This is a genomic window from Paraphotobacterium marinum (assembly GCF_002216855.1).
Taxonomy (GTDB): Bacteria; Pseudomonadota; Gammaproteobacteria; order Enterobacterales; family Vibrionaceae; genus Paraphotobacterium; species Paraphotobacterium marinum.
Genome location: NZ_CP022355.1, coordinates 273,281 through 294,294 on the forward strand (window position 1 = coordinate 273,281; position 21,014 = coordinate 294,294).

At 33.7% G+C, this 21,014-nt stretch carries 11 protein-coding genes, 5 tRNA genes and 3 rRNA genes; 5 read left to right on the top strand and 14 right to left on the bottom strand.

Going from position 1 to position 21,014, the window contains the following annotated elements; all coding sequences use genetic code 11:
• Positions 1–264: 264 nt before the first annotated feature.
• The gene (locus CF386_RS01465) at positions 265–1,164 is read right to left on the bottom strand and encodes a transcriptional regulator GcvA (RefSeq protein ID WP_089072740.1); all 900 of its coding nucleotides are present in this window, start codon (positions 1,162–1,164) and stop codon (positions 265–267) included.
• A 274-nt stretch (positions 1,165–1,438) separates the two neighbouring features.
• On the opposite strand from CF386_RS01465, the gene CF386_RS01470 reads away from it, so the two are divergent.
• Both CF386_RS01470 and CF386_RS01475 read left to right on the top strand, forming a co-directional pair.
• A complete protein-coding gene (locus CF386_RS01470) occupies positions 1,439–2,647 on the top strand; it encodes an aminotransferase class V-fold PLP-dependent enzyme (RefSeq protein ID WP_089072741.1) in 1,209 nt (402 codons plus the stop codon).
• 119 nt (positions 2,648–2,766) lie between these two features.
• On the top strand, positions 2,767–3,051 hold the full coding sequence (locus tag CF386_RS01475) for a SufE family protein (RefSeq protein ID WP_225971718.1): 285 nt from the start codon (positions 2,767–2,769) through the stop codon (positions 3,049–3,051).
• Here the strand turns inward: CF386_RS01475 and CF386_RS01480 are convergent.
• Positions 3,048–3,812, bottom strand: coding sequence for a tRNA threonylcarbamoyladenosine dehydratase (locus CF386_RS01480; RefSeq protein WP_089072743.1), 765 nt, complete (start codon positions 3,810–3,812; stop codon positions 3,048–3,050). The genes CF386_RS01475 and CF386_RS01480 overlap by 4 nt on opposite strands.
• A 232-nt stretch (positions 3,813–4,044) precedes the next feature.
• Here CF386_RS01480 and CF386_RS12945 point away from each other — a divergent pair, with 232 nt between their 5' ends.
• On the top strand, positions 4,045–4,200 hold the full coding sequence (locus tag CF386_RS12945; protein WP_225971710.1) for a DUF5993 family protein: 156 nt from the start codon (positions 4,045–4,047) through the stop codon (positions 4,198–4,200).
• Positions 4,201–4,210: 10 nt separating this feature from the next.
• A complete protein-coding gene (locus CF386_RS01485) occupies positions 4,211–4,762 on the top strand; it encodes a disulfide bond formation protein B (RefSeq protein WP_089072744.1) in 552 nt (183 codons plus the stop codon).
• Here CF386_RS01485 and CF386_RS01490 read toward each other — a convergent pair.
• A complete protein-coding gene (locus CF386_RS01490; protein WP_089072745.1) occupies positions 4,759–7,302 on the bottom strand; it encodes a UvrD-helicase domain-containing protein in 2,544 nt (847 codons plus the stop codon). The two genes, CF386_RS01485 and CF386_RS01490, sit on opposite strands and share 4 nt — an antisense overlap.
• Position 7,303: 1 nt before the next feature.
• Positions 7,304–10,327, bottom strand: a complete 3,024-nt coding sequence (locus CF386_RS01495; RefSeq protein WP_089072746.1) for an exodeoxyribonuclease V subunit gamma — start codon at positions 10,325–10,327, stop codon at positions 7,304–7,306.
• 137 nt (positions 10,328–10,464) lie between these two features.
• On the opposite strand from CF386_RS01495, the gene CF386_RS01500 reads away from it, so the two are divergent.
• Entirely contained in the window at positions 10,465–11,481 is a 1,017-nt protein-coding gene (locus CF386_RS01500) for a DapH/DapD/GlmU-related protein (protein ID WP_089072747.1), read from the top strand.
• Positions 11,482–11,595: 114 nt separating this feature from the next.
• Here the strand turns inward: CF386_RS01500 and CF386_RS01505 are convergent, their stop codons facing one another.
• The 10 genes from CF386_RS01505 to clpB form a co-directional block, all read right to left on the bottom strand.
• Entirely contained in the window at positions 11,596–12,387 is a 792-nt protein-coding gene (locus CF386_RS01505) for an aspartyl/asparaginyl beta-hydroxylase domain-containing protein (protein WP_225971711.1), read from the bottom strand.
• Positions 12,388–12,657: 270 nt separating this feature from the next.
• Positions 12,658–12,734: transfer RNA gene (locus tag CF386_RS01510), tRNA-Asp, on the bottom strand.
• Positions 12,735–12,747: 13 nt separating this feature from the next.
• Positions 12,748–12,863, bottom strand: a 5S ribosomal RNA gene (gene rrf, locus CF386_RS01515).
• Between the two features lie 91 nt (positions 12,864–12,954).
• Positions 12,955–15,846 (bottom strand): 23S ribosomal RNA (locus CF386_RS01520).
• 215 nt (positions 15,847–16,061) lie between these two features.
• Positions 16,062–16,137, bottom strand: a tRNA-Ala gene (locus CF386_RS01525).
• 9 nt (positions 16,138–16,146) lie between these two features.
• Positions 16,147–16,222: transfer RNA gene (locus tag CF386_RS01530), tRNA-Val, on the bottom strand.
• Between the two features lie 26 nt (positions 16,223–16,248).
• Positions 16,249–16,324 (bottom strand) — tRNA-Lys (locus tag CF386_RS01535).
• Positions 16,325–16,328: 4 nt separating this feature from the next.
• A tRNA-Glu gene (locus CF386_RS01540) sits at positions 16,329–16,404 on the bottom strand.
• A gap of 88 nt (positions 16,405–16,492) precedes the next feature.
• A 16S ribosomal RNA gene (locus CF386_RS01545) occupies positions 16,493–18,033 on the bottom strand.
• Together the 16S, 23S and 5S rRNA genes with 5 tRNA genes alongside form the textbook arrangement of a ribosomal RNA operon.
• A gap of 289 nt (positions 18,034–18,322) precedes the next feature.
• Positions 18,323–20,989, bottom strand: a complete 2,667-nt coding sequence (clpB, locus tag CF386_RS01550; protein ID WP_089072749.1) for an ATP-dependent chaperone ClpB — start codon at positions 20,987–20,989, stop codon at positions 18,323–18,325.
• Between the last annotated feature and the right edge of the window lie 25 nt (positions 20,990–21,014).

A 21,014-nucleotide genomic window follows, 5' to 3' on the forward strand; every position in this document is an offset into this window, starting at 1 on the left:
AAAACACCAAATAAAATTCCTGAAATCTCAATCCGGTTTTGAAAATATCTTTTTGATAAGAATTAAAATAAATTTGTAAATGAGATAATGTTGCTTCTAAAAGAAGAGATGATAAACCAAAGAAAATTATACAAAAAAATAAAAAAATTTAATCATTTAAGCTACATATTATTAGTCATATTTATATTTATATTTATAAACTATTAAATTAAAAAAAGGAAAAGTACTCCTTATTTCTTCGAGAAAAGTCGGAGAATTTTCCTATCACATCTGTTGGTTATCTATCATAGCTTCTTCAAGAATCCATTTTCTAAAAGCAGAAATTTTACCAAAGTCAGCATTTTTTTCTGAGGAAACAAGATAGTATGAATTTTTGCTCATTAGCTTTTCTGAGAATGGAACTACTAATCTTTTTGTTTCTAATTCTGGTTTAGCCAGAATATTGTTAGCTAAAGCAATACCCTGCCCATAAACAGCAGCTTGCAGAACCATACTGGAGTGACTAAAAATTGGCCCTTGATTATATCTTGTGCTATCTATATTATTTTCTTTAAAAAAATTTTTCCAAGACTTTCTTGATGTATCGTGTAAAAGGGTTTGATTATTTAAATCAAATACTGATTTGATTGGTTTTTCTGAATTAAGCAACATTGGTGAGCAAACAGGGATAAGGTATTCTTGGTATAATTTATCAACTCTTAAATCATTCCATTTTCCTTTTCCATAATATATTGCAACATCAACATCATCAGTCAACGAGCCATCATTAGCATCAACCGCTTTAATACGAACATCTATATCAGGCTCCAGATCGTTAAATTTGGCTAACTTTGGAACTAACCATTGAATTGCAAAGCTCGGTTGCAAGCTCACAGTAATTGAACCTTTTGCTCCTCTTTCTAAAACTTTATCAGTAGCATCTGACAATGAAGCAAAAACATCCTTAATATCATAAAAGTAGCTTTGCCCTTCTTCCGTCAATAGTAAATTTCTATTTCTTCTCTTAAATAATTTAACCCCTAAGAAGTCTTCTAACGTTTTTATTTGATGACTTACTGCAGCTTGAGTCACAAACAATTCTTCTGAAGCTTTGGTAAAACTTAAATATCTCGCCGCTGCCTCAAAAGCTTTTAAGGAATTAAGAGGAGGAATTCTTCTAGCCATATAATTTTGTCATTAGTTTTTTTAATGCTAATTATTATAAATTATCTGTTGAATAAGTTCCAGATAAAAACTATATTACGTGCATGCGAATAAAGTATTAAATTATTTTATTTGTCATGTTGTGTTTGTATTTTGATTAGCATTTGCTAATCTAGTAGTTTAATCTACTAATTTACTTCCTATATTTTTGGATTATTAACCAAAATGTTTAGCACTGAAATCTTTAATCAGTGCTTTTTTTTTATCTTTAATAAATCATAACCATTAAAATAAAATGAATTATATTAATACAAAAAAAATTAGAGAAGAGTTCCCTTTCTTTCGACAAAATAATTATATTTATTTTGATAATGCTGCAACTACTCAAAAGCCTCAAATTATTATTGATTCACTAGTTGAATTTTATACTCATAAAAACACAAACGTTTACCGAGGAACTTCCATTCAAGCTCATAAAACTACAGAAGAGTACGAACTTTCGCGAGATACTATAAAAAATTATATAGATTGCGATAAAGATGGGGAAGTCGTTTGGACATCTGGCGCTACTGAATCCATTAACCTAGTGGCTTCATCATACTTGAAATACTTCCTAAAACCTAATGATGAAGTTATCATTTCTGAAATCGAGCATCATTCTAACCTAATCCCATGGAAAATTGCTTGTGATGAAATTGGTGCTAATTTAAGAGTTGTAAAGGTTAACGATGATTATATTATTGACATTAACCATTTTAAGAAATTAATCAATGCAAAAACAAAATTTGTAGCAGTATCACATATAAATAATATTACTGGACATCGAAATCCTATTGAAAAAATCATAGAAATTTCTCATAAATATAAAGCTAAAGTTTTAATCGATGGTTCACAAGGTATTGTTCATGAAAAAATTAGTGTAGGTAATTTAAAACCAGACTTTTATGTATTTTCAGGACACAAAATTTTTGCACCGTATGGTATTGGTATCCTTTATGCAAAAAAAGATTTATTAGAAAAAATGCCACCATTTAAGAGTGGAGGCAAGATGGTTAAATCAACTCAATTTGACAAAATTACATTAAATGCCCCTCCTCTTAAATTCGAAGCTGGCACACCAAATATCAGCGGTGCAATTGCTCTTGCAGAAGCAATTAATTGGTATTCTAAATTTGATTTGAATTTAATTAACAAACATCTTCACCACTTATCAAAAATCACTTTTGATGAACTTAAGAAAATTCCAGAAGTGAGTCTGTTAAATAAAAGTTTTAAGACAAGTATAATTTCTTTTTATACTCCAAACATAAATCACTATGATTTATCAACCCTTCTTTCTGAACAAGGGGTTGCTATTAGATCCGGCTATCATTGTGCAGAGCCTTTTTTTAGATTAAAAAATATAAATGGCTCGATTAGAATATCTTTTGCTTTATATAATACAGTAGATGAAATATACTTATTTATAAAATATTTGAAAAAAGCAATTAAATTTTTAGAATAGTATATGCAATCCAAGAATGAGTTACTAATTTTATTAAAAGAAAATCATAGTTGGGAAAAAAAGTATAAGTCTCTTTTACAACTGGGTAAACTAGTTAAATCAATTCCTTTAGAAAAAAAATTGATAAAAATTTAATATCTGGTTGTGAAAATGACGTCTGGTTAAACATAACTATTGATAATGAACAAGTTAATATTGATCTTTACTCCGAATCAAGACTTATAAATGGTATTATTTATTTGTTGTTAGATTTTATACAAAACCAAAGCTTAGATATTTTAAGAAAAAGTGATTTATCTAATATTTTAAAGGCATATAACTTACCAAATACATTAAGTGCAACAAAAATGTCGGGTATAGACTCTATCATAAAGTCTATAGAACAAAAACTGATAGAGGTTTAAGTAATTTTTTTTAACTTTAAACCCGCATAAACAGCAAAAAATGCAAATGATGCAGTCACTATTGAACAAGAACCAAATCCTCCTGAGCAATCTAATTTTGTAGTGTTACCTGGTTTTTTAAAAGAGTAAGTTTTACCCTCTGTGTCAGGATACCTCAGTTGTTCTTCAGAAAAAACCCCTTTTATTTTGAATTTTTTATCTCTCGGAAATCCATATTTTGTTCTTAGTAGATTTCTCACTTTTGACATTAAAGGATCGTTATATATTTTTGATAAATCATCTATTTTAATTTTTGTAGGGTCAATTTGTCCACCTGCGCCACCAACAGATACAATGGAAATTTTTTTTCTATAACAAAAATTAATTAGTCCAGCTTTTACTCGTGCATTATCAATAGCATCAATAACCAAATCAAAATTTTGATTAATGAGAATATTGATATTTTCAAGATCTAAAAAATCATCAATTATATTGACGTTACATTTTGGATTAATGTTGGTAATTCTTTTCAACATTTCTTCTGTTTTTAAGTTCCCAATAGTAGAAGTATCAGCATGAATTTGACGATTAATATTAGACTCACAAATCTCATCCATATCAATCATTGTAATATTATCAATTCCAGTTCTGGCTAAAGCTTCACATACCCATGATCCAACTCCACCAATACCTACTACACACACACTTAAATTCTTTAATCTATCAAATTGTTCATGTCCGTATAGTCTTTCTATTCCATTAAATCTCAATGCTTCATTCATATTTAAATTCTTACTTAAAAAAGTTATTAATCAACTTGTTAATAATATTTTATTAACTCAATAATACAATCTAATATTTTTTTAAATTTTTAAATTATACTATAAATTTCATTAAATAATGATTTTTATTTATATAGTCTTAAAAAATGAGAATTTGAGTTAACTTTTATGTTTGGTTTTTTTTTAATCTAGGTCTATATTTAATTAAGTTTTATTAAATTGAGCTACAGGTATGATTTCTTTGATTTTTTTTCTTTTGTTTTTATCTTTTTTATTTTCGTATTTAAATAGAAAAAGAATGGGATACGTAGTCTTTAGCATCTCATTTATTATAAGTTGTTTTTGGCTAAATCATCACGCTACAGACACCTTATCGATATTATTATAAGGATTAAATTATGAATAATACTTCCTTACAAAACATAAATGCACTTGGACTGCTTGGCTTGTCAGTTGTTTTAATTGTTGCATTAGTTCTTCAATTAGTTTGGAATGAATTGCCTTGTCCTCTTTGCCTTCTTCAAAGAGTTGGATTTTGTTTTGTGATGTATGGTTTATTTTTGAACATCAAACATGGTTTATCCTTAAAACATTATGGAATTGCTTTGTTGGGGGCTGTTTTTGGAGGAATTGCATCATTGAGACAAGTTTCTCTTCATGTTATACCTGGGACACCTCCATATGGAAGTGCAATTTTTGGGTTTCATTTTTATACATGGGCTTTTATACTTTTCGGTGCCACTATAATTATAATATCCCTACTAATGATATTACAAAATAGTGAAGTTCAGGAGTCGTTTAAAGGTATAAGTAACTTCAATAATGTTGTAGGTTTGATTGCGATGATAAGTATATTTGTTACCTTAATAGCAACTTTTATTGAATGTGGCCCATTTCAATGCCCAGATAACCCAGAATCATACTGGTTAATTGACTTGCTTTCAAGTTAATATGTCTTGTCTATTACTTCAAAGTTTTCATTTAAATTACACAAACATTTCACTTCATCACTAAGTGTTTTGTTTGTGTCGCAATTTATTATATAGTTAAGAGGGCTGTAATTATATCCATCAACAACTCCTAAATAGCATCCATAAATAGCTCTGGTTATTGCAACATACAATAATCTAATTTCTTCCTTAAACAATGGGTTTTTTAAAATTTCTTTATCCAGCTTTTTGGATAAACAATATCTTTTATTTTTTATATCATAATCGATCGAACTCTTTTTTATATTAAAATAAAATATAAATGGAAGAAATACAATGCTATACTCCAATCCTTTAGAATTATGAATTGTAGAAATTTTTATAGCGTCTTCTGAGCTTTCATGGGTTTCTTGTGGGCTCATACTTTCCGGTGAAATAATACCTTCACAAAGCCACCGAATAAAGCTTTTTAAATGATAGAAGTTGTTAAACTCTTCATTTAAAGTCTCTGAAATATACAAAAAATCATCAATTAATCTGTTCCTATCTTTATCAGATTGCAGATGTTCGTATATTCTTTCTCTTTCAATAAATATTAATATCATTGCAAATAAACCATCATTAATGATAATTTTTCTGTACTCATATATTGAAGCCCTAATAGCTTCAATGGTCTTTTCTTCTTCCAGTAAAGAATTTAAATCAGATGGCTTATTTGCAAAAAAGTCACAACATAAAAAAGAAGATAATTTTTGCAAGTTACTGGGATCATCAATTAATTCTAAAAGATAGATAATGTTTATAATTAAATGAGACTCAAAAACATTTTTTTTATTAGAAACTATTTCACTTTCAATTTCTAACTGTTTGAGCTTTTTTTTAACTAATAAACATTCATCATTTGTTCTAACTAAAATTGTGATATCTTTCTTTTGAACATGTTTTTTATTATTTCCATCATACAAACTTACATTGCTATCCAAAATCTTATAAATTTCATTAGCCGTTTCTTTAATTATTTTTTCAAAAGTTTCATGTTTTTTACTCATCTTATTCGATATTAAGAACTTAATAGTTTTGTTTTCTTTATTATTTACAAACCATGTTTTTACTTTTGATATCGGACTAGGTAATAAAGACTGGTATGTGATTCTATTTCCAATGCAAAATGGATCTTCTCTTAAGCTAAAAATAGAGTTAATACCTTCTATAAATTTTTCAGATGATCTAAAACTACAATCCAAATAAAAAATTTGATTAACATTTTTAATCGCAGCATGATAAACGTCTATATCTGCACCTCTAAATGAGTATATTGACTGTTTTGGATCACCGATTAAACAAAGAAGTGACTCCGGTTTTGCTAATTCATAATTGATATTAAAAATATCATATTGATTTTGATCTGTATCTTGGAATTCGTCAATTAACACATATGGAAACTTATTAGAAGTTTCTTTAATAACATATCTATCATCACTATTAAATATCTCAGAGGTTCGCTTTATCAAATCGTCGTAAGTTATCAGATTTAACTTTTCTTTTAATATATTAAAAGAATTTTTAGTCTCATTTACAGCATGATTTACTAACATATCTATTATTTGATTGCTTTTAAAGACTAAATTATCTATTGCTGAAGAAAATTGATACAAAATTTTATTTTCATTCGAATTTATTTGATCCTGAAAATTACTTAAGCTAAATTTGACAAAAACTTCTTTATCAAAATTTTGGAATTCAGAGCTGTTCAAAAACAAATCAATTTTATTTTGCCATACACGCATATTTCTGCGATTATATTTTCTTTTATTAATACATGGTAAATTAAATATTTCATCAAATATTTCTTCTTTATGAGTCCATAACTCTCTAATTAAATAAATTTTTGAATTAAAATAGCTTAAATTTTCTTCTATTTTTTCAATTTTATAGTATTCAGTTATGGGGATAGAGTTATCAATCAGTTTGTCTATTTTATTTAATAATTGAGTAGGTGTGCTCCAAAGTGATGATATTATTTCTAATAATTGACTATCGGCCTTTAAATAGTATTTCTTCCAAAATATTGAGACCGATCTTTTTTTTAAATTATATGTATTTGATATTAAATCCATAGGGTTAGTTTGTAAAACTTCATCTATGTCATACAAAAATTTATGACAAAAACCATGAATGGTATATATTGATAATTTATCAATATTTTTAATGGATGAATTTAATATTGTTATAGCTAGCTTTGTGTCAACAACTTGATTTCTAATACTATTAATTGGAACAAAGTATTTGCTTTCAGTGATTTTTTCTTCAAAAATTAATTTAGCGTCAATTAATAATTCTACAATTCTTTCACTCAATTCAGATGCAGCTAAATTGGTAAAGGTTACAATTAAAATATCATCTAACTTTACCTTTGTGCTTATTGAAGGATGAATAGCATTTTTTAATAAAACTTTTAGAAAAATAATTATTAACGTAAAAGTTTTTCCAGATCCCGCTGATGCTTCTATTAAAAATTGGCCATTAAGAGGAAAGTCCTCAATTTTGAAAATTGATTTCATTTTAATCAAAACCTCTTTTTGCTTTATGAATATGTACTTGCATTACTTTTATAAACTCAAAAGCCCTGTCAATATTCTTCTTTAATTCCTCTTTATCTATTCCCTTGAAGTAAAATGAGAAATTTGACATTTTTAAATTTTCTTTTAAGTTTAAATTATCTTTGTGTTCAAAAGAAATATCTTCAATAAATTTTGAAATAAAGTCATCACTTAATAGAGCACATGTATTCTTAGAGTCGTAATGGTCATATAAATACTCTAAAGGCATTTGGATTTTAGAGTTTGAAAAATCAATACTATAACTTATCAATTCATATAAAATTTTTTTCGCTTTAATACTTTGCACTTTATCTATTATGAAAGTGTTGTCATAAAAAATGATAAAAGTATCTTTCTCTTCTATGAAGGCATTGTAAATTAAATGATTTATCCAGTTAATTATACTAATTTTATAACTCAGTTTATTATATTTAAGATCTTTAAAGTTAAAATCCACAATATGATTATCATAAAGCCTCAAAACAACTGAGTTTAAAATTATAGCTTGATTTTCATGAAATAGGTTTAATTTTTCTAGCTTAATTGTTTTAAAGTTTTCTAAACAATATTTTTTTTTACTTAAGAGACTTCTTACCTTTAAATATGTTGCTTTAATAATGTTTTTATTATAATTACAATCAACGAAATGCCCCGAATCTACCAACATTTTGAATACTGTATTAACATCTAATCTCTTTTTATTTAGTACTTCATTAAAAATGAACTCTGATATTTTTGTCTCTTCTTTTAGCGTTATCATCAAATCATCTTTAGAAATTATATTTTTATAAATTGATTCTGGCTGAAAATATAACTTTCTTCTTAGATAAAACTTAATTGGAGAAGGTAATATTCTTACCAATTCACTATAGTCAAGCTCTAGGTGATTAGGTTTTACAGTTGTTTTGATATTCTTACCTTTTATTTTTTCTAACTGAAATGAAATTGAATTTTTAAAAGATGCTGAAATCAGTTGATTATTATCTTTTCGAGTTTTATGTAATGATTTTTTAGACATATAAAACTGCAGATAATTGAGTAATTGAATTGGTAGGTTTAATTTTGTTTTTTTTCTTTTAATATAACTTATGTATAAATAATCCTGTGCACTGAGTATTACATCAATAATTTTATTATCAGAGTATAAATCATTATTAGGAAATGACTGGTTATCATAGTTATCAAAACCTAAGCAACAAATGGTTTTTTTTTGAAAGGTAATATCACTATGAAAATCACAAAAAAGAATTTTCTTACCAACAGGAACTTTTTCCTTAATTTTATTATTCGACATTTTATCTAAAACAAATAAAATAACTTTAAAGGAAAACTTATAAGTCTTAATAGTGGGTTGATAATAACAATGACATTCTTCTATTAAATTATGAATATTAATATACTCTAAGTTATCATCTTCATGAGAAAAAAAATCTACTGCTATCTTTTCTAATATACTAGTCCATTCAGTTAAAGTTCTTTTATAATTAAAGATTCTTTGATATTTTAATAATAGTCTTAAAAAATAGTATAATCTATCAAAAACACCACTTAATAAAATTTGCTCATTTCTAGAAATATTAAATATTTTTGAAGGGTGAAATAGTTTTTTTAGTGCTCTATCTAGACCAAACAAAAAACCATGTTCATCGGTAAAACTATTATGAACTGAAATATCGTTACTTATCCCTTCAGATATCTTGTTTTCCTTGATAATTTTACGAATTAAATTTAAATCTAAATCGGAAAATAAAAATTTTAATTTTATTTGAGAAGATTCAATAATATTCAAAAAATCATCGATAGTACAATTTGAATGTATTATTTTTAATAACTTTAGATACAATTGAATTTCAGAGTTTTGATTTAATTTTTTTTCTTTAAGTATTTGAATATCGGCATCTTTAAAAGCTGTATCACCTAAAAATAAACCTTTTATAATTGATGAATAGGAATTCAAATCACATACATAAACTACGATATCCGTATAATCAAAACCTGAGGTACTTTTAAATTCTAATAATTTTTGTTTTAATCCCTGCACTTCATTCTTTTTTGAATCATAGCTTTTAATAAGGATATTTTCATGAACTTTATTACCATTATTAAAAGACGCATTTTTTATATCATTATCATTATTATGTAACAAATTATTTTTCAATTCTTCTAATCTACTTTTAACAGGTGAGAAATGAACAAAAGCCGTAATTTCGTTAAGAGGTATGTTAGCTATATTATTAAAAGTATTAATGTATTTTTGTTTAAATTTAGATAAAATAAAATTATCTGCATTTGATGTATCCCCATAATCCAAATACATGCTTATTTCTTTTGTAGGACACTGAAAAAAAATATTTATAGTTATAAACTTACTTAAAAACTTTAAAGTTTCTGCTTCTATTAAACTAATTTTTGAGGGTAGAAAAATATTTACATTATATTTATCGATAAATTCTGGTGTGATGATTTTTTTTAATTTTTTTAAAATTTTCTGATTAGTAAAAATATTTTGTTGATAAAGCTGTAAACTCACTTTTTCGTAAAGAGTTCTTTGATTTAGTTTTTTTTCGAAAGAATTAAAGTGCAACAAACTATTAGATATTTCATGGTTTGTTTTTTCTTCTGAATCTAATTCTTTAAAAGAATCTACAAGATTATTTAGATATCTTAGATTTTCAAAAGTATCACCTGTTAATTTTTCAATAACCGAATACAACCAAAAAAAAGTTTTTTCCCATTCAACTAATTCAATATTATTTTCTTTACTTAAAAAAAGAAATAAGTTTTCACATATGTTAAGTTCATTTGACAAATGAACTATATCTATTTTATCAATTTTTGTGTTTTTTTTAATTTCTTGGATGATGTCCCTATCAACTTTTCCAGTTATGATAAATTTCTTCAAATTACTCTGCATTTGCCTTTTTGACATTTCAATCAATAGGTTTTCCAAAACAGATGTATCGTTTGAATACACAAAGTTAATCACTTCTTTTTTCCCTTAAGCAAATTGTTACTTAATAAAATAGATATAATAAAATATAATTTTTTGTTAAAATCGTATAAAAATTAATTAAGTTTTTATCATTTAAAACTCTAATTCAACACATATAAGGAACTAATTATATGGCATCTTTATGCTTAGCAGTAGGTATTATTACAAAAAACTCTAAAAATGAAATTATAGAAGTTTACTACCCAGAACCAATATTACACCCTATTCAAAATTTATTAAATGATGTTATGGAACAAAGTTCTTCAAAAGAACAGTATTTTCTCATCAAAAAAAATCAATATGATAAATTTATAAATATTTTCCAAAACTTCTCTAAAACAGCAAATCTCTTAAAACACGCAAAGAGTTCTTCTAAAGAAATACTTATAATCAATTTAGATAAAGACTTACCACCATCATCAATCCCAGAGTCATTTCTTAAATTACAAATGATATCAAATCGATTAGTCAAACCTCATGATTTAAATCTGAGTGGTATATTTAGTGTTTTAAAAAATGTTGCTTGGACTGATAAAGGAGCAATTGACTTAGAAGATTTAGAAGAAAGACAAATGATTGCTCGACTCAATGGTGAAGTTATTCAAATCTATTCTGTCGACAAATTTCCTAAAATGGTAGACTATATTGTTCCATCACAAATCAGAATTGGTGATTGTTCCCGTGTCAGGCTTGGTGCATACCTTGGCAAAGGGACAACGATCATGCATGAAGGTTTTGTTAACTTTAATGCAGGTACTCTCGGAGAGAGTATGGTTGAAGGAAGAATTTCAGCTGGTGTTGTTGTTGGCAATGGTAGTGATATTGGTGGAGGCGCATCTATAATGGGCACCTTAAGTGGTGGAGGAACAGTAACAATATCAATTGGTGAAAAATCACTTTTAGGTGCAAATTCTGGGTTGGGTTTCCCTCTTGGAAATAATTGTATTATAGAAGCTGGTTTATATGTAACCTCTGGTTCAAAAGTGAATGTCTTGGATGAAAGTGGGAAAGTTTTGAAAAAAGCTAAAGCTTCAGATTTAGCAAATCTTGACAACTTACTGTTTAGAAGAAATTCTTTAAATGGAAGCATTGAGTGCTTGACTAACAGTAAGACATTCTCTTTAAACGAAGAGCTTCATAAAAATTAATGTATAATTTAGTTCATTTTATTATTGTATAAAACTTCTTACAGTTAGGCGGAACAATCTGCTTAACTGTAAGTGTACTAATACATTCCAGAAAAATAAATTAACTTTTATTAATTAAAATAAAATTATATATATAATGAAAATGAAAAAAATCAGCAATCCTAATTTTACTAATTTATACACTGAATTATGATTATGTTTTAAGTTCTTCTGAAACTTCCTATATTTATTTAAATATGGTGTGATCTTGTTACCAAAGCCACTCTTTTTTGAATCAACATTATCTATATAAAAAAAGCTATTGAAAAACCTTCCAAACATAAAATATAATTTTTGTATAAATGTACTTTTCAAAGGTCTATCGACATCTGTCATTAATATTATTCTTGGTTTATCAGTCTCATTATGAGTTGAATGTAAAAATGTTTCATCAAAAAGAATACCCTTACCATCTTCCCAAGTATATGAGTCACCATCAACAACAATAGCACATTTATCCGAATTAGGAGTACTTAAGCCTAATGAATATCTAACAGTATATGCAAATGGATCATGGTGATCTTTTAATTTTCTACCTGGATTTAGGCAAGCAAACAATGCCAGATTAATATTTGGAATTCTGTTTAATAACTCCATAGTTTTAGGCGCTAATTCCCTTGCTGAAGGAATATCACAATCGTATACCTTAAGGTAAAAACTAGTCCACCTACCATCCTTATAAAAGCTACTCGCTGGAAGGTCTTCTTTTATACTGATATAACCATTTTCAAATAATTGCAATGCTTCATCTCTGATAGTTTCCCAATTATGTTCTAACTCATTTAATTCAGGAAAGTATTCGGCACTTATTTTTGATGTTGTAGGTACTTTCGATAATAAATAAGCAGGTAAATTGAAAGGAACCATAAACACTGAAAAATCTGACAGTTGCTTCCTTAATTTAAAAAAGTTTTTACATCGTAATCTGATAATTACAATAGAAAAAAAATATACCAATAATATAACAGTGAGTATATACATATTGTTTGCGCTTTTATTAAAAATGTTTTACTTATAATAATATAGGTTTTGCAATAAGTAACTAAGAAATTTTTTTTTTTTATAACTAATATAATTGAAGATAAATTTTATTATAAAGAATGAAGAAAAATTTGTTATTTTTTATAAATAAAATAATGGCGGAGCGGACGGGACTCGAACCCGCGACCCCCGGCGTGACAGGCCGGTATTCTAACCAACTGAACTACCGCTCCGTAAAAAAGGAAAGCTTGGCGATGACCTACTCTCACATGGGGAATCCCCACACTACCATTGGCGCAATTACGTTTCACTTCTGAGTTCGGCATGGGATCAGGTGGTGCCATAATGCTATGGTCGCCAAGCAAAATTTGTTTACAATTCGAAAAGCTGACTCTGCAATACACATCAAGATCTTTATATCTTTAAAATCCTGCAAAACCCCTTGGGTGTTGTATGGTTAAGTCTCACGGGCAATTAGTACAAGTTAGCTCAACGCCTCACAACGCTTACACACCTTGCCTATCTACGTCGTAGTCTCCAACAACCCTTTAGGATACTTATAGTATCAGGGATGACTCATCTCAGGGCTCGCTTCCCGCTTAGATGCTTTCAGCGGTTATCGATTCCGAACTTAGCTACCGGGCAATGCTACTGGCGTAACAACCCGAACACCAGAGGTTCGTCCACTCCGGTCCTCTCGTACTAGGAGCAGCCCCCTTCAATCATCCAACGCCCACGGCAGATAGGGACCGAACTGTCTCACGACGTTCTAAACCCAGCTCGCGTACCACTTTAAATGGCGAACAGCCATACCCTTGGGACCGACTTCAGCCCCAGGATGTGATGAGCCGACATCGAGGTGCCAAACACCGCCGTCGATATGAACTCTTGGGCGGTATCAGCCTGTTATCCCCGGAGTACCTTTTATCCGTTGAGCGATGGCCCTTCCATTCAGAACCACCGGATCACTATGACCTGCTTTCGCACCTGCTCGAACCGTCATTCTCGCAGTCAAGCGGGCTTATGCCATTGCACTAACCTCACGATGTCCGACCGTGATTAGCCCACCTTCGTACTCCTCCGTTACTCTTTGGGAGGAGACCGCCCCAGTCAAACTACCCACCAGGCACTGTCCTCACCCCAGATTATGGGGCTAAGTTAGAACATCAAACATACAAGGGTGGTATTTCAAGGTTGGCTCCACGATAACTGGCGTCACCGTTTCAAAGCCTCCCACCTATCCTACACATGTAGGCTCAATGTTCAGTGCCAAGCTGTAGTAAAGGTTCACGGGGTCTTTCCGTCTAGCCGCGGGTACACAGCATCTTCACTGCGATTTCAATTTCACTGAGTCTCGGGTGGAGACAGCGTGGCCATCATTACGCCATTCGTGCAGGTCGGAACTTACCCGACAAGGAATTTCGCTACCTTAGGACCGTTATAGTTACGGCCGCCGTTTACCGGGGCTTCGATCAAGAGCTTCGTCCGAAAACTAACCCCATCAATTAACCTTCCGGCACCGGGCAGGCGTCACACCGTATACGTCATCTTTCGATTTTGCACAGTGCTGTGTTTTTAATAAACAGTTGCAGCCACCTGGTATCTGCGACTCTCAACAGCTCCAAGAGCAAGTCTCTTCACCGTCAAGAGCGTACCTTCTCCCGAAGTTACGGTACCATTTTGCCTAGTTCCTTCACCCGAGTTCTCTCAAGCGCCTTGGTATTCTCTACCCGACCACCTGTGTCGGTTTGGGGTACGATTTCTTATAATCTGAAGCTTAGAGGCTTTTCCTGGAAGTATGGCATCAATAACTTCACTGCCGTAGCAGCTCGACATCAAGTCTCAGCCTAACAATGACCCGGATTTACCTAAGTCATTAGCCTACACTCTTGAACCTGGACAACCGTCGCCAGGCCTACCTAGCCTTCTCCGTCCCCCCATCGCAATTATAAAAAGTACGGGAATATTAACCCGTTTCCCATCGACTACGCCTTTCGGCCTCGCCTTAGGGGTCGACTTACCCTGCCCCGATTAACGTTGGACAGGAACCCTTGGTCTTCCGGCGAGGAAGTTTTTCACTCCCTTTATCGTTACTCATGTCAACATTCGCACTTCTGATACCTCCAGCAGACTTTACAATCCACCTTCAACGGCTTACAGAACGCTCCCCTACCCAGCAATGCTAATGCACGCTGCCGCAGCTTCGGTGTATAGCTTAGCCCCGTTAAATCTTCCGCGCAGGCCGACTCGACCAGTGAGCTATTACGCTTTCTTTAAATGATGGCTGCTTCTAAGCCAACATCCTGGCTGTCTAAGCCTTCCCACATCGTTTCCCACTTAGCTATAACTTTGGGACCTTAGCTGGCGGTCTGGGTTGTTTCCCTCTCCACGACGGACGTTAGCACCCGCCGTGTGTCTCCCGGATAGTACTTACTGGTATTCGGAGTTTGCAAAGGGTTGGTAAGTCGGGATGACCCCCTAGCCTTAACAGTGCTCTACCCCCAGTAGTATTCGTCCGAGGCGCTACCTAAATAGCTTTCGGGGAGAACCAGCTATCTCCAGGTTTGATTGGCCTTTCACCCCTAGCCACAAGTCATCCGCTAATTTTTCAACATTAGTCGGTTCGGTCCTCCAGTAAGTGTTACCTCACCTTCAACCTGCCCATGGCTAGATCACCTGGTTTCGGGTCTAATCCTAGCAACTATTCGCCCAGTTAAGACTCGGTTTCCCTACGGCTCCCCTATTCGGTTAACCTTGCTACTAAAATTAAGTCGTTGACCCATTATACAAAAGGTACGCAGTCACCCCACGAAGGGGCTCCCACTGCTTGTACGTACACGGTTTCAGGTTCTATTTCACTCCCCTCACAGGGGTTCTTTTCGCCTTTCCCTCACGGTACTGGTTCACTATCGGTCAGTCAGGAGTATTTAGCCTTGGAGGATGGTCCCCCCATATTCAGACAAGATGTCACGTGTCCCGTCCTACTCGATTTCATTATCATTGCGCCTTCAGCTACGGGGCTATCACCCTGTACCGCAGAATTTTCCAAAACTTTCGCCTAGCACAATGAAAACTTAAGGGCTGGTCCGGTTTCGCTCGCCGCTACTACCGGAATCTCGGTTGATTTCTTTTCCTCGGGGTACTTAGATGTTTCAGTTCCCCCGGTTCGCCTCCTAAACCTATGTATTCAGTTTAGGATAACTGCTTATGCAGTTGGGTTTCCCCATTCGGAAATCGTAGACTCAAGTGGCTCTTACTGCCTTATCTACGCTTATCGCAAGTTAGTACGTCCTTCATCGCCTCTGACTGCCAAGGCATCCACCGTGTACGCTTAGTCACTTAACCATACAACCCCAAAGGGTCTCACGTATGTCTAAACAACCAAGGTTCTTTGTTTCGCCGGATCTTAAAAATACAAGACACTTGATGTGTTTTGCTTTTTGAGAACTCTTCTAACTCTCGTTAGAATTATTTTACTAGTCAGCTTTCCAAATTGTTAAAGAGCTATGGTTTTCAAAAAAACCAATTCCTAAAGTGTCTCAATCAAACAGCTTAGGAATTGGTGGAGCTAAGCAGGATCGAACTGCTGACCTCCTGCGTGCAAGGCAGGCGCTCTCCCAGCTGAGCTATAGCCCCAGGAGAAAATGGTGGGCGATACCGGGCTCGAACCAGTGACCCCCTCCTTGTAAGGGAGGTGCTCTCCCAACTGAGCTAATCGCCCACTTAAAAAACCATTAAATTAAATAATGGTGGGTCGTGCAGGATTCGAACCTGCGACCAATTGATTAAAAGTCAACTGCTCTACCAACTGAGCTAACGACCCTAAGTGGCGTCCCGTAGGGGAGTCGAACCCCTGTTACCGCCGTGAAAGGGCGGTGTCCTAGGCCTCTAGACGAACGGGACTTGGGTTTCAAGATTAACTATCTTGAAAATCTCTTTAATATTTAACTAAATAATCTGTGTGGACACTACATCAATATAATCTTTAAGGTAAGGAGGTGATCCAGCCCCAGGTTCCCCTAGGGCTACCTTGTTACGACTTCACCCCAGTCATGAACCACACCGTGGTAAACGCCCTCCCGAAGGTTAAGCTATCTACTTCTGGTGCAGCCCACTCCCATGGTGTGACGGGCGGTGTGTACAAGGCCCGGGAACGTATTCACCGTGGCATTCTGATCCACGATTACTAGCGATTCCGACTTCATGGAGTCGAGTTGCAGACTCCAATCCGGACTACGACATACTTTATGGGATTCGCTCACTCTCGCGAGTTGGCAGCCCTCTGTATATGCCATTGTAGCACGTGTGTAGCCCTACTCGTAAGGGCCATGATGACTTGACGTCGTCCCCACCTTCCTCCGGTTTATCACCGGCAGTCTCCCTGGAGTTCCCACCCGAAGTGCTGGCAAACAAGGATAAGGGTTGCGCTCGTTGCGGGACTTAACCCAACATTTCACAACACGAGCTGACGACAGCCATGCAGCACCTGTCTCAGAGTTCCCGAAGGCACCCTTCTATCTCTAAAAGGTTCTCTGGATGTCAAGAGTAGGTAAGGTTCTTCGCGTTGCATCGAATTAAACCACATGCTCCACCGCTTGTGCGGGCCCCCGTCAATTCATTTGAGTTTTAATCTTGCGACCGTACTCCCCAGGCGGTCTACTTAACGCGTTAGCTCCGAAAGCCACGATTCAAGATCACAACCTTCAAGTAGACATCGTTTACGGCGTGGACTACCAGGGTATCTAATCCTGTTTGCTCCCCACGCTTTCGCATCTGAGCGTCAGTCTTTGTCCAGGGGGCCGCCTTCGCCACCGGTATTCCTTCAGATCTCTACGCATTTCACCGCTACACCTGAAATTCTACCCCCCTCTACAAGACTCTAGTTTACCAGTTCCAAATGCAATTCCCAGGTTAAGCCCGGGGCTTTCACATCTGGCTTAATAAACCGCCTGCATGCGCTTTACGCCCAGTAATTCCGATTAACGCTCGCACCCTCCGTATTACCGCGGCTGCTGGCACGGAGTTAGCCGGTGCTTCTTCTGTTGCTAACGTCAAATGATAACGCTATTAACGCTACCACCTTCCTCACAACTGAAAGTACTTTACAACCCGAAGGCCTTCTTCATACACGCGGCATGGCTGCATCAGGGTTTCCCCCATTGTGCAATATTCCCCACTGCTGCCTCCCGTAGGAGTCTGGACCGTGTCTCAGTTCCAGTGTGGCTGATCATCCTCTCAAACCAGCTAGGGATCGTCGCCTTGGTGAGCCCTTACCTCACCAACTAGCTAATCCCACCTGGGCTAATCCTAATGCGAGAGGCCCGAAGGTCCCCCCTTTGCTCCGTAGAGATTATGCGGTATTAGCCATCGTTTCCAATGGTTATCCCCCACATTAGGGCATATTCCCAGGCATTACTCACCCGTCCGCCGCTCGTCAGCAGGAGAGCAAGCTCTCCCCTGTTACCGCTCGACTTGCATGTGTTAGGCCTGCCGCCAGCGTTCAATCTGAGCCATGATCAAACTCTTCAATTAAAGTTTTGGCTCAATGAATTCTGATTAATAAATTGACTGTGATGAATATCTCTATTCATTTCGGTCACTCAGCTCATTGATAATTCTTTTTTAATGACTATCATTCACGAGTGCCCACACAGATTATCTAGTTATATTTTTAAAGAACTTCAGCAAGTTATCCCTGCTTAGGGTTGCAAATATTACGCAAAAAAAATGAAGTAGTCAAGCATAAAAATAAAAAAAAAACGCAAGTGAACACAAATCATTCACTTATGTTTTTTTTATATATTTAGTGAGAATCCTGGCGTTATTTTATTTCAAGCGAACCATCAACATAAGAAACTTCTATTTCTGTTTTGGGTAGTAACTTACCTGATAATATGTCTTTAGATAGAGGGTTTTCAATGTAATTTTGAATAGCTCTCTTTAAAGGTCTAGCCCCAAAAATAGGATCATACCCAGCTTTTGCAACAAATGAAACCGTATTTTCATCGAAAACAATCTGATAATCTCTATCTCTTAATCTCTCACCTAATTGATTAAGCTGTATCCTTGCAATCTGTTTGATATTATCTTCACTTAATGGATGGAAAACCACCGACTCATCAATACGATTAATAAATTCAGGCCTAAAATAAGCACCAACCACTTCCATAACTTTTGTTTTAACTAACTCATAATCAACTTGTTCCTTATTTTCTTGAAGATGTTCTTTTAAAGAACCTTTAGAATCAAGTTCTTCATCTACAATACTATCTACAACATCATCGTTATTAAGCCTTTCATTGAAGAACTCTTGTATTTTATCAGAACCCAAATTGGAGGTCATAATTAATACAGTATTCTTGAAATCAACAGTCCGTCCTTGACTATCTGTTAAACGCCCATCGTCCAGAACTTGTAATAAAATATTAAACACGTCTGGATGAGCTTTTTCAACTTCATCAAGCAAAACAACAGAATAGGGTTTTCTTCTAATTGCTTCAGTCAAATAACCACCTTCATCATACCCAACATAACCAGGAGGAGCACCAACTAACCTTGAAACGGAGTGTTTTTCCATATATTCAGACATATCTAGTCTAATCATCGCTTCTTTGGAATCAAATAAAAAGTTTGCAAGACCTTTGCATAATTCAGTTTTACCCACACCAGTTGGTCCTAGGAATAAAAAGGAACCAATTGGTCTATTTGGATCGCTCAACCCTGCTCTATTTCTTCTAATCGAATTGGATACAGCATCAACAGCTTCTTTTTGTCCAATGACACTTCTATGAAGCACAGTCTCCATATTGAGCAATTTTTCTTTTTCACCCTCTAACATTTTAGATACTGGTATACCTGTTTGTTTGGATAAAATTGCAGCTATTTCATCTTCTGTAACACGATTTTTAAGTAACGTCATCTCCTGATTTTCTGCCTGAGAAGCAAGGTTTAATTGTTTTTCTAATTCAGGAATTTTACCATATTGAAGCTCCGACATCTTATTCAAATCCCCAGATCTTCTTGCTAGTTCAAGTTCATTTTTTGTCTTATCCAACTCAAGCTTTATATTTTGTGTGCCTGAAAGTGAAGCTTTCTCTGCTTTCCAGACTTCATCAAGATCTGAATATTCTTTTTCTTTTTTAGAGATTTCTTTATTTAATGAAGTTAATCTCTTTTTACTTGCATCATCACTTTCTTTTTCTAATGCCTGCACTTCTATCTTCATTTGAATAAGTTTGCGCTCCAACCTATCCATAGATTCAGGTTTTGAATCAATTTGCATTCTAATACTTGAGGCTGCTTCGTCAATTAAATCAATTGCTTTGTCTGGCAATTGACGATCAGTTAGGTATCGATTAGATAATCTTGCTGCTGCAACTATAGCTGGATCCGTTATATCAACATGATGATGAATTTCATATCGTTCCTTTAATCCACGTAAAATAGCTATTGTGTCTTCTACAGTAGGTTGCTCTACTAATACCTTTTGAAAACGACGCTCTAAAGCAGCATCTTTTTCAATATATTTCCTATATTCATCAAGAGTTGTAGCACCCACACAATGAAGTTCACCTCTTGCCAAAGCTGGTTTTAACATATTACCGGCATCCATAGCACCGTCAGTCTTTCCTGCTCCAACCATAGTATGAATTTCATCAATAAATAAAATAACCTTGCCTTCTTCTTTTGCTAATTCTTTCAATACAGCTTTCAATCTCTCCTCAAATTCTCCACGAAACTTAGCGCCTGCAATTAAGGCACCTAAATCTAAAGAAAGTACTTTTTTATCAGATAAACCTTCCGGTACCTCTCCATTAATTATTCTTTGAGCAAGTCCTTCAACTATAGCTGTTTTACCAACACCCGGTTCACCGATTAGAACAGGATTATTTTTAGTTCTTCTTTGGAGTACTTGAATTGCTCTTCTTATTTCTTCATCACGCCCAATGACAGGATCAAGTTTACCTTCTTCGGCTCTTTTAGTAAGATCTATTGTATATTTTTCTAAAGCTTGACGACTTTCTTCTGAATTTTGCTCTTCCACACTCTCTCCTCCTCTAATTTTATCTATTGCATTCTCAACGTTTACTTTTGTTAAATTATACTTAGTAAGTAAATCACTCAATTGATTTGAATTTTCAAAAAGAGCTAATAAAAACATCTCTGATGAAATATATTTGTCATTTCTTTTCTGAGAAAGTTTATCTGATAGATTGAGCAATGTTAAAAGTTGCTGTGAGATCTGAACATTAACATTTGCACCCGATACCTTGGGTTGATTGTTAAGTATTGAAGACAAATGCTCTTTAAACGAAGGAACATCCACTTTTAATAACTGCAAAAGCGGTGAAATTGAACTATTCGATTGATTTATCAACGAATAAAGTAAATGTACGGGCTCCACATATTGATTATCACTCCCAATCGCCAAAGATTGAGATTCAGAAAGAGCTTCTTGAAATTTTGTAGTAAATTTATCGAGTCTCATAATTAACCTATTAATTTTTTGTATA

Coding starts and splice junctions, on each gene's coding strand:
- CF386_RS01470 (WP_089072741.1), top strand. CDS start 1,439: ATGAATTATATTAATACAAAAAAAATTAGAGAAGAGTTCCCTTTCTTT.
- CF386_RS01490 (WP_089072745.1), bottom strand. CDS start 7,302: ATGAAATCAATTTTCAAAATTGAGGACTTTCCTCTTAATGGCCAATTT.
- CF386_RS01485 (WP_089072744.1), top strand. CDS start 4,211: ATGAATAATACTTCCTTACAAAACATAAATGCACTTGGACTGCTTGGC.
- CF386_RS01500 (WP_089072747.1), top strand. CDS start 10,465: ATGGCATCTTTATGCTTAGCAGTAGGTATTATTACAAAAAACTCTAAA.
- CF386_RS12945 (WP_225971710.1), top strand. CDS start 4,045: ATGATTTCTTTGATTTTTTTTCTTTTGTTTTTATCTTTTTTATTTTCG.
- CF386_RS01465 (WP_089072740.1), bottom strand. CDS start 1,164: ATGGCTAGAAGAATTCCTCCTCTTAATTCCTTAAAAGCTTTTGAGGCA.
- CF386_RS01480 (WP_089072743.1), bottom strand. CDS start 3,812: ATGAATGAAGCATTGAGATTTAATGGAATAGAAAGACTATACGGACAT.
- CF386_RS01505 (WP_225971711.1), bottom strand. CDS start 12,387: ATGGTTCCTTTCAATTTACCTGCTTATTTATTATCGAAAGTACCTACA.
- clpB (WP_089072749.1), bottom strand. CDS start 20,989: ATGAGACTCGATAAATTTACTACAAAATTTCAAGAAGCTCTTTCTGAA.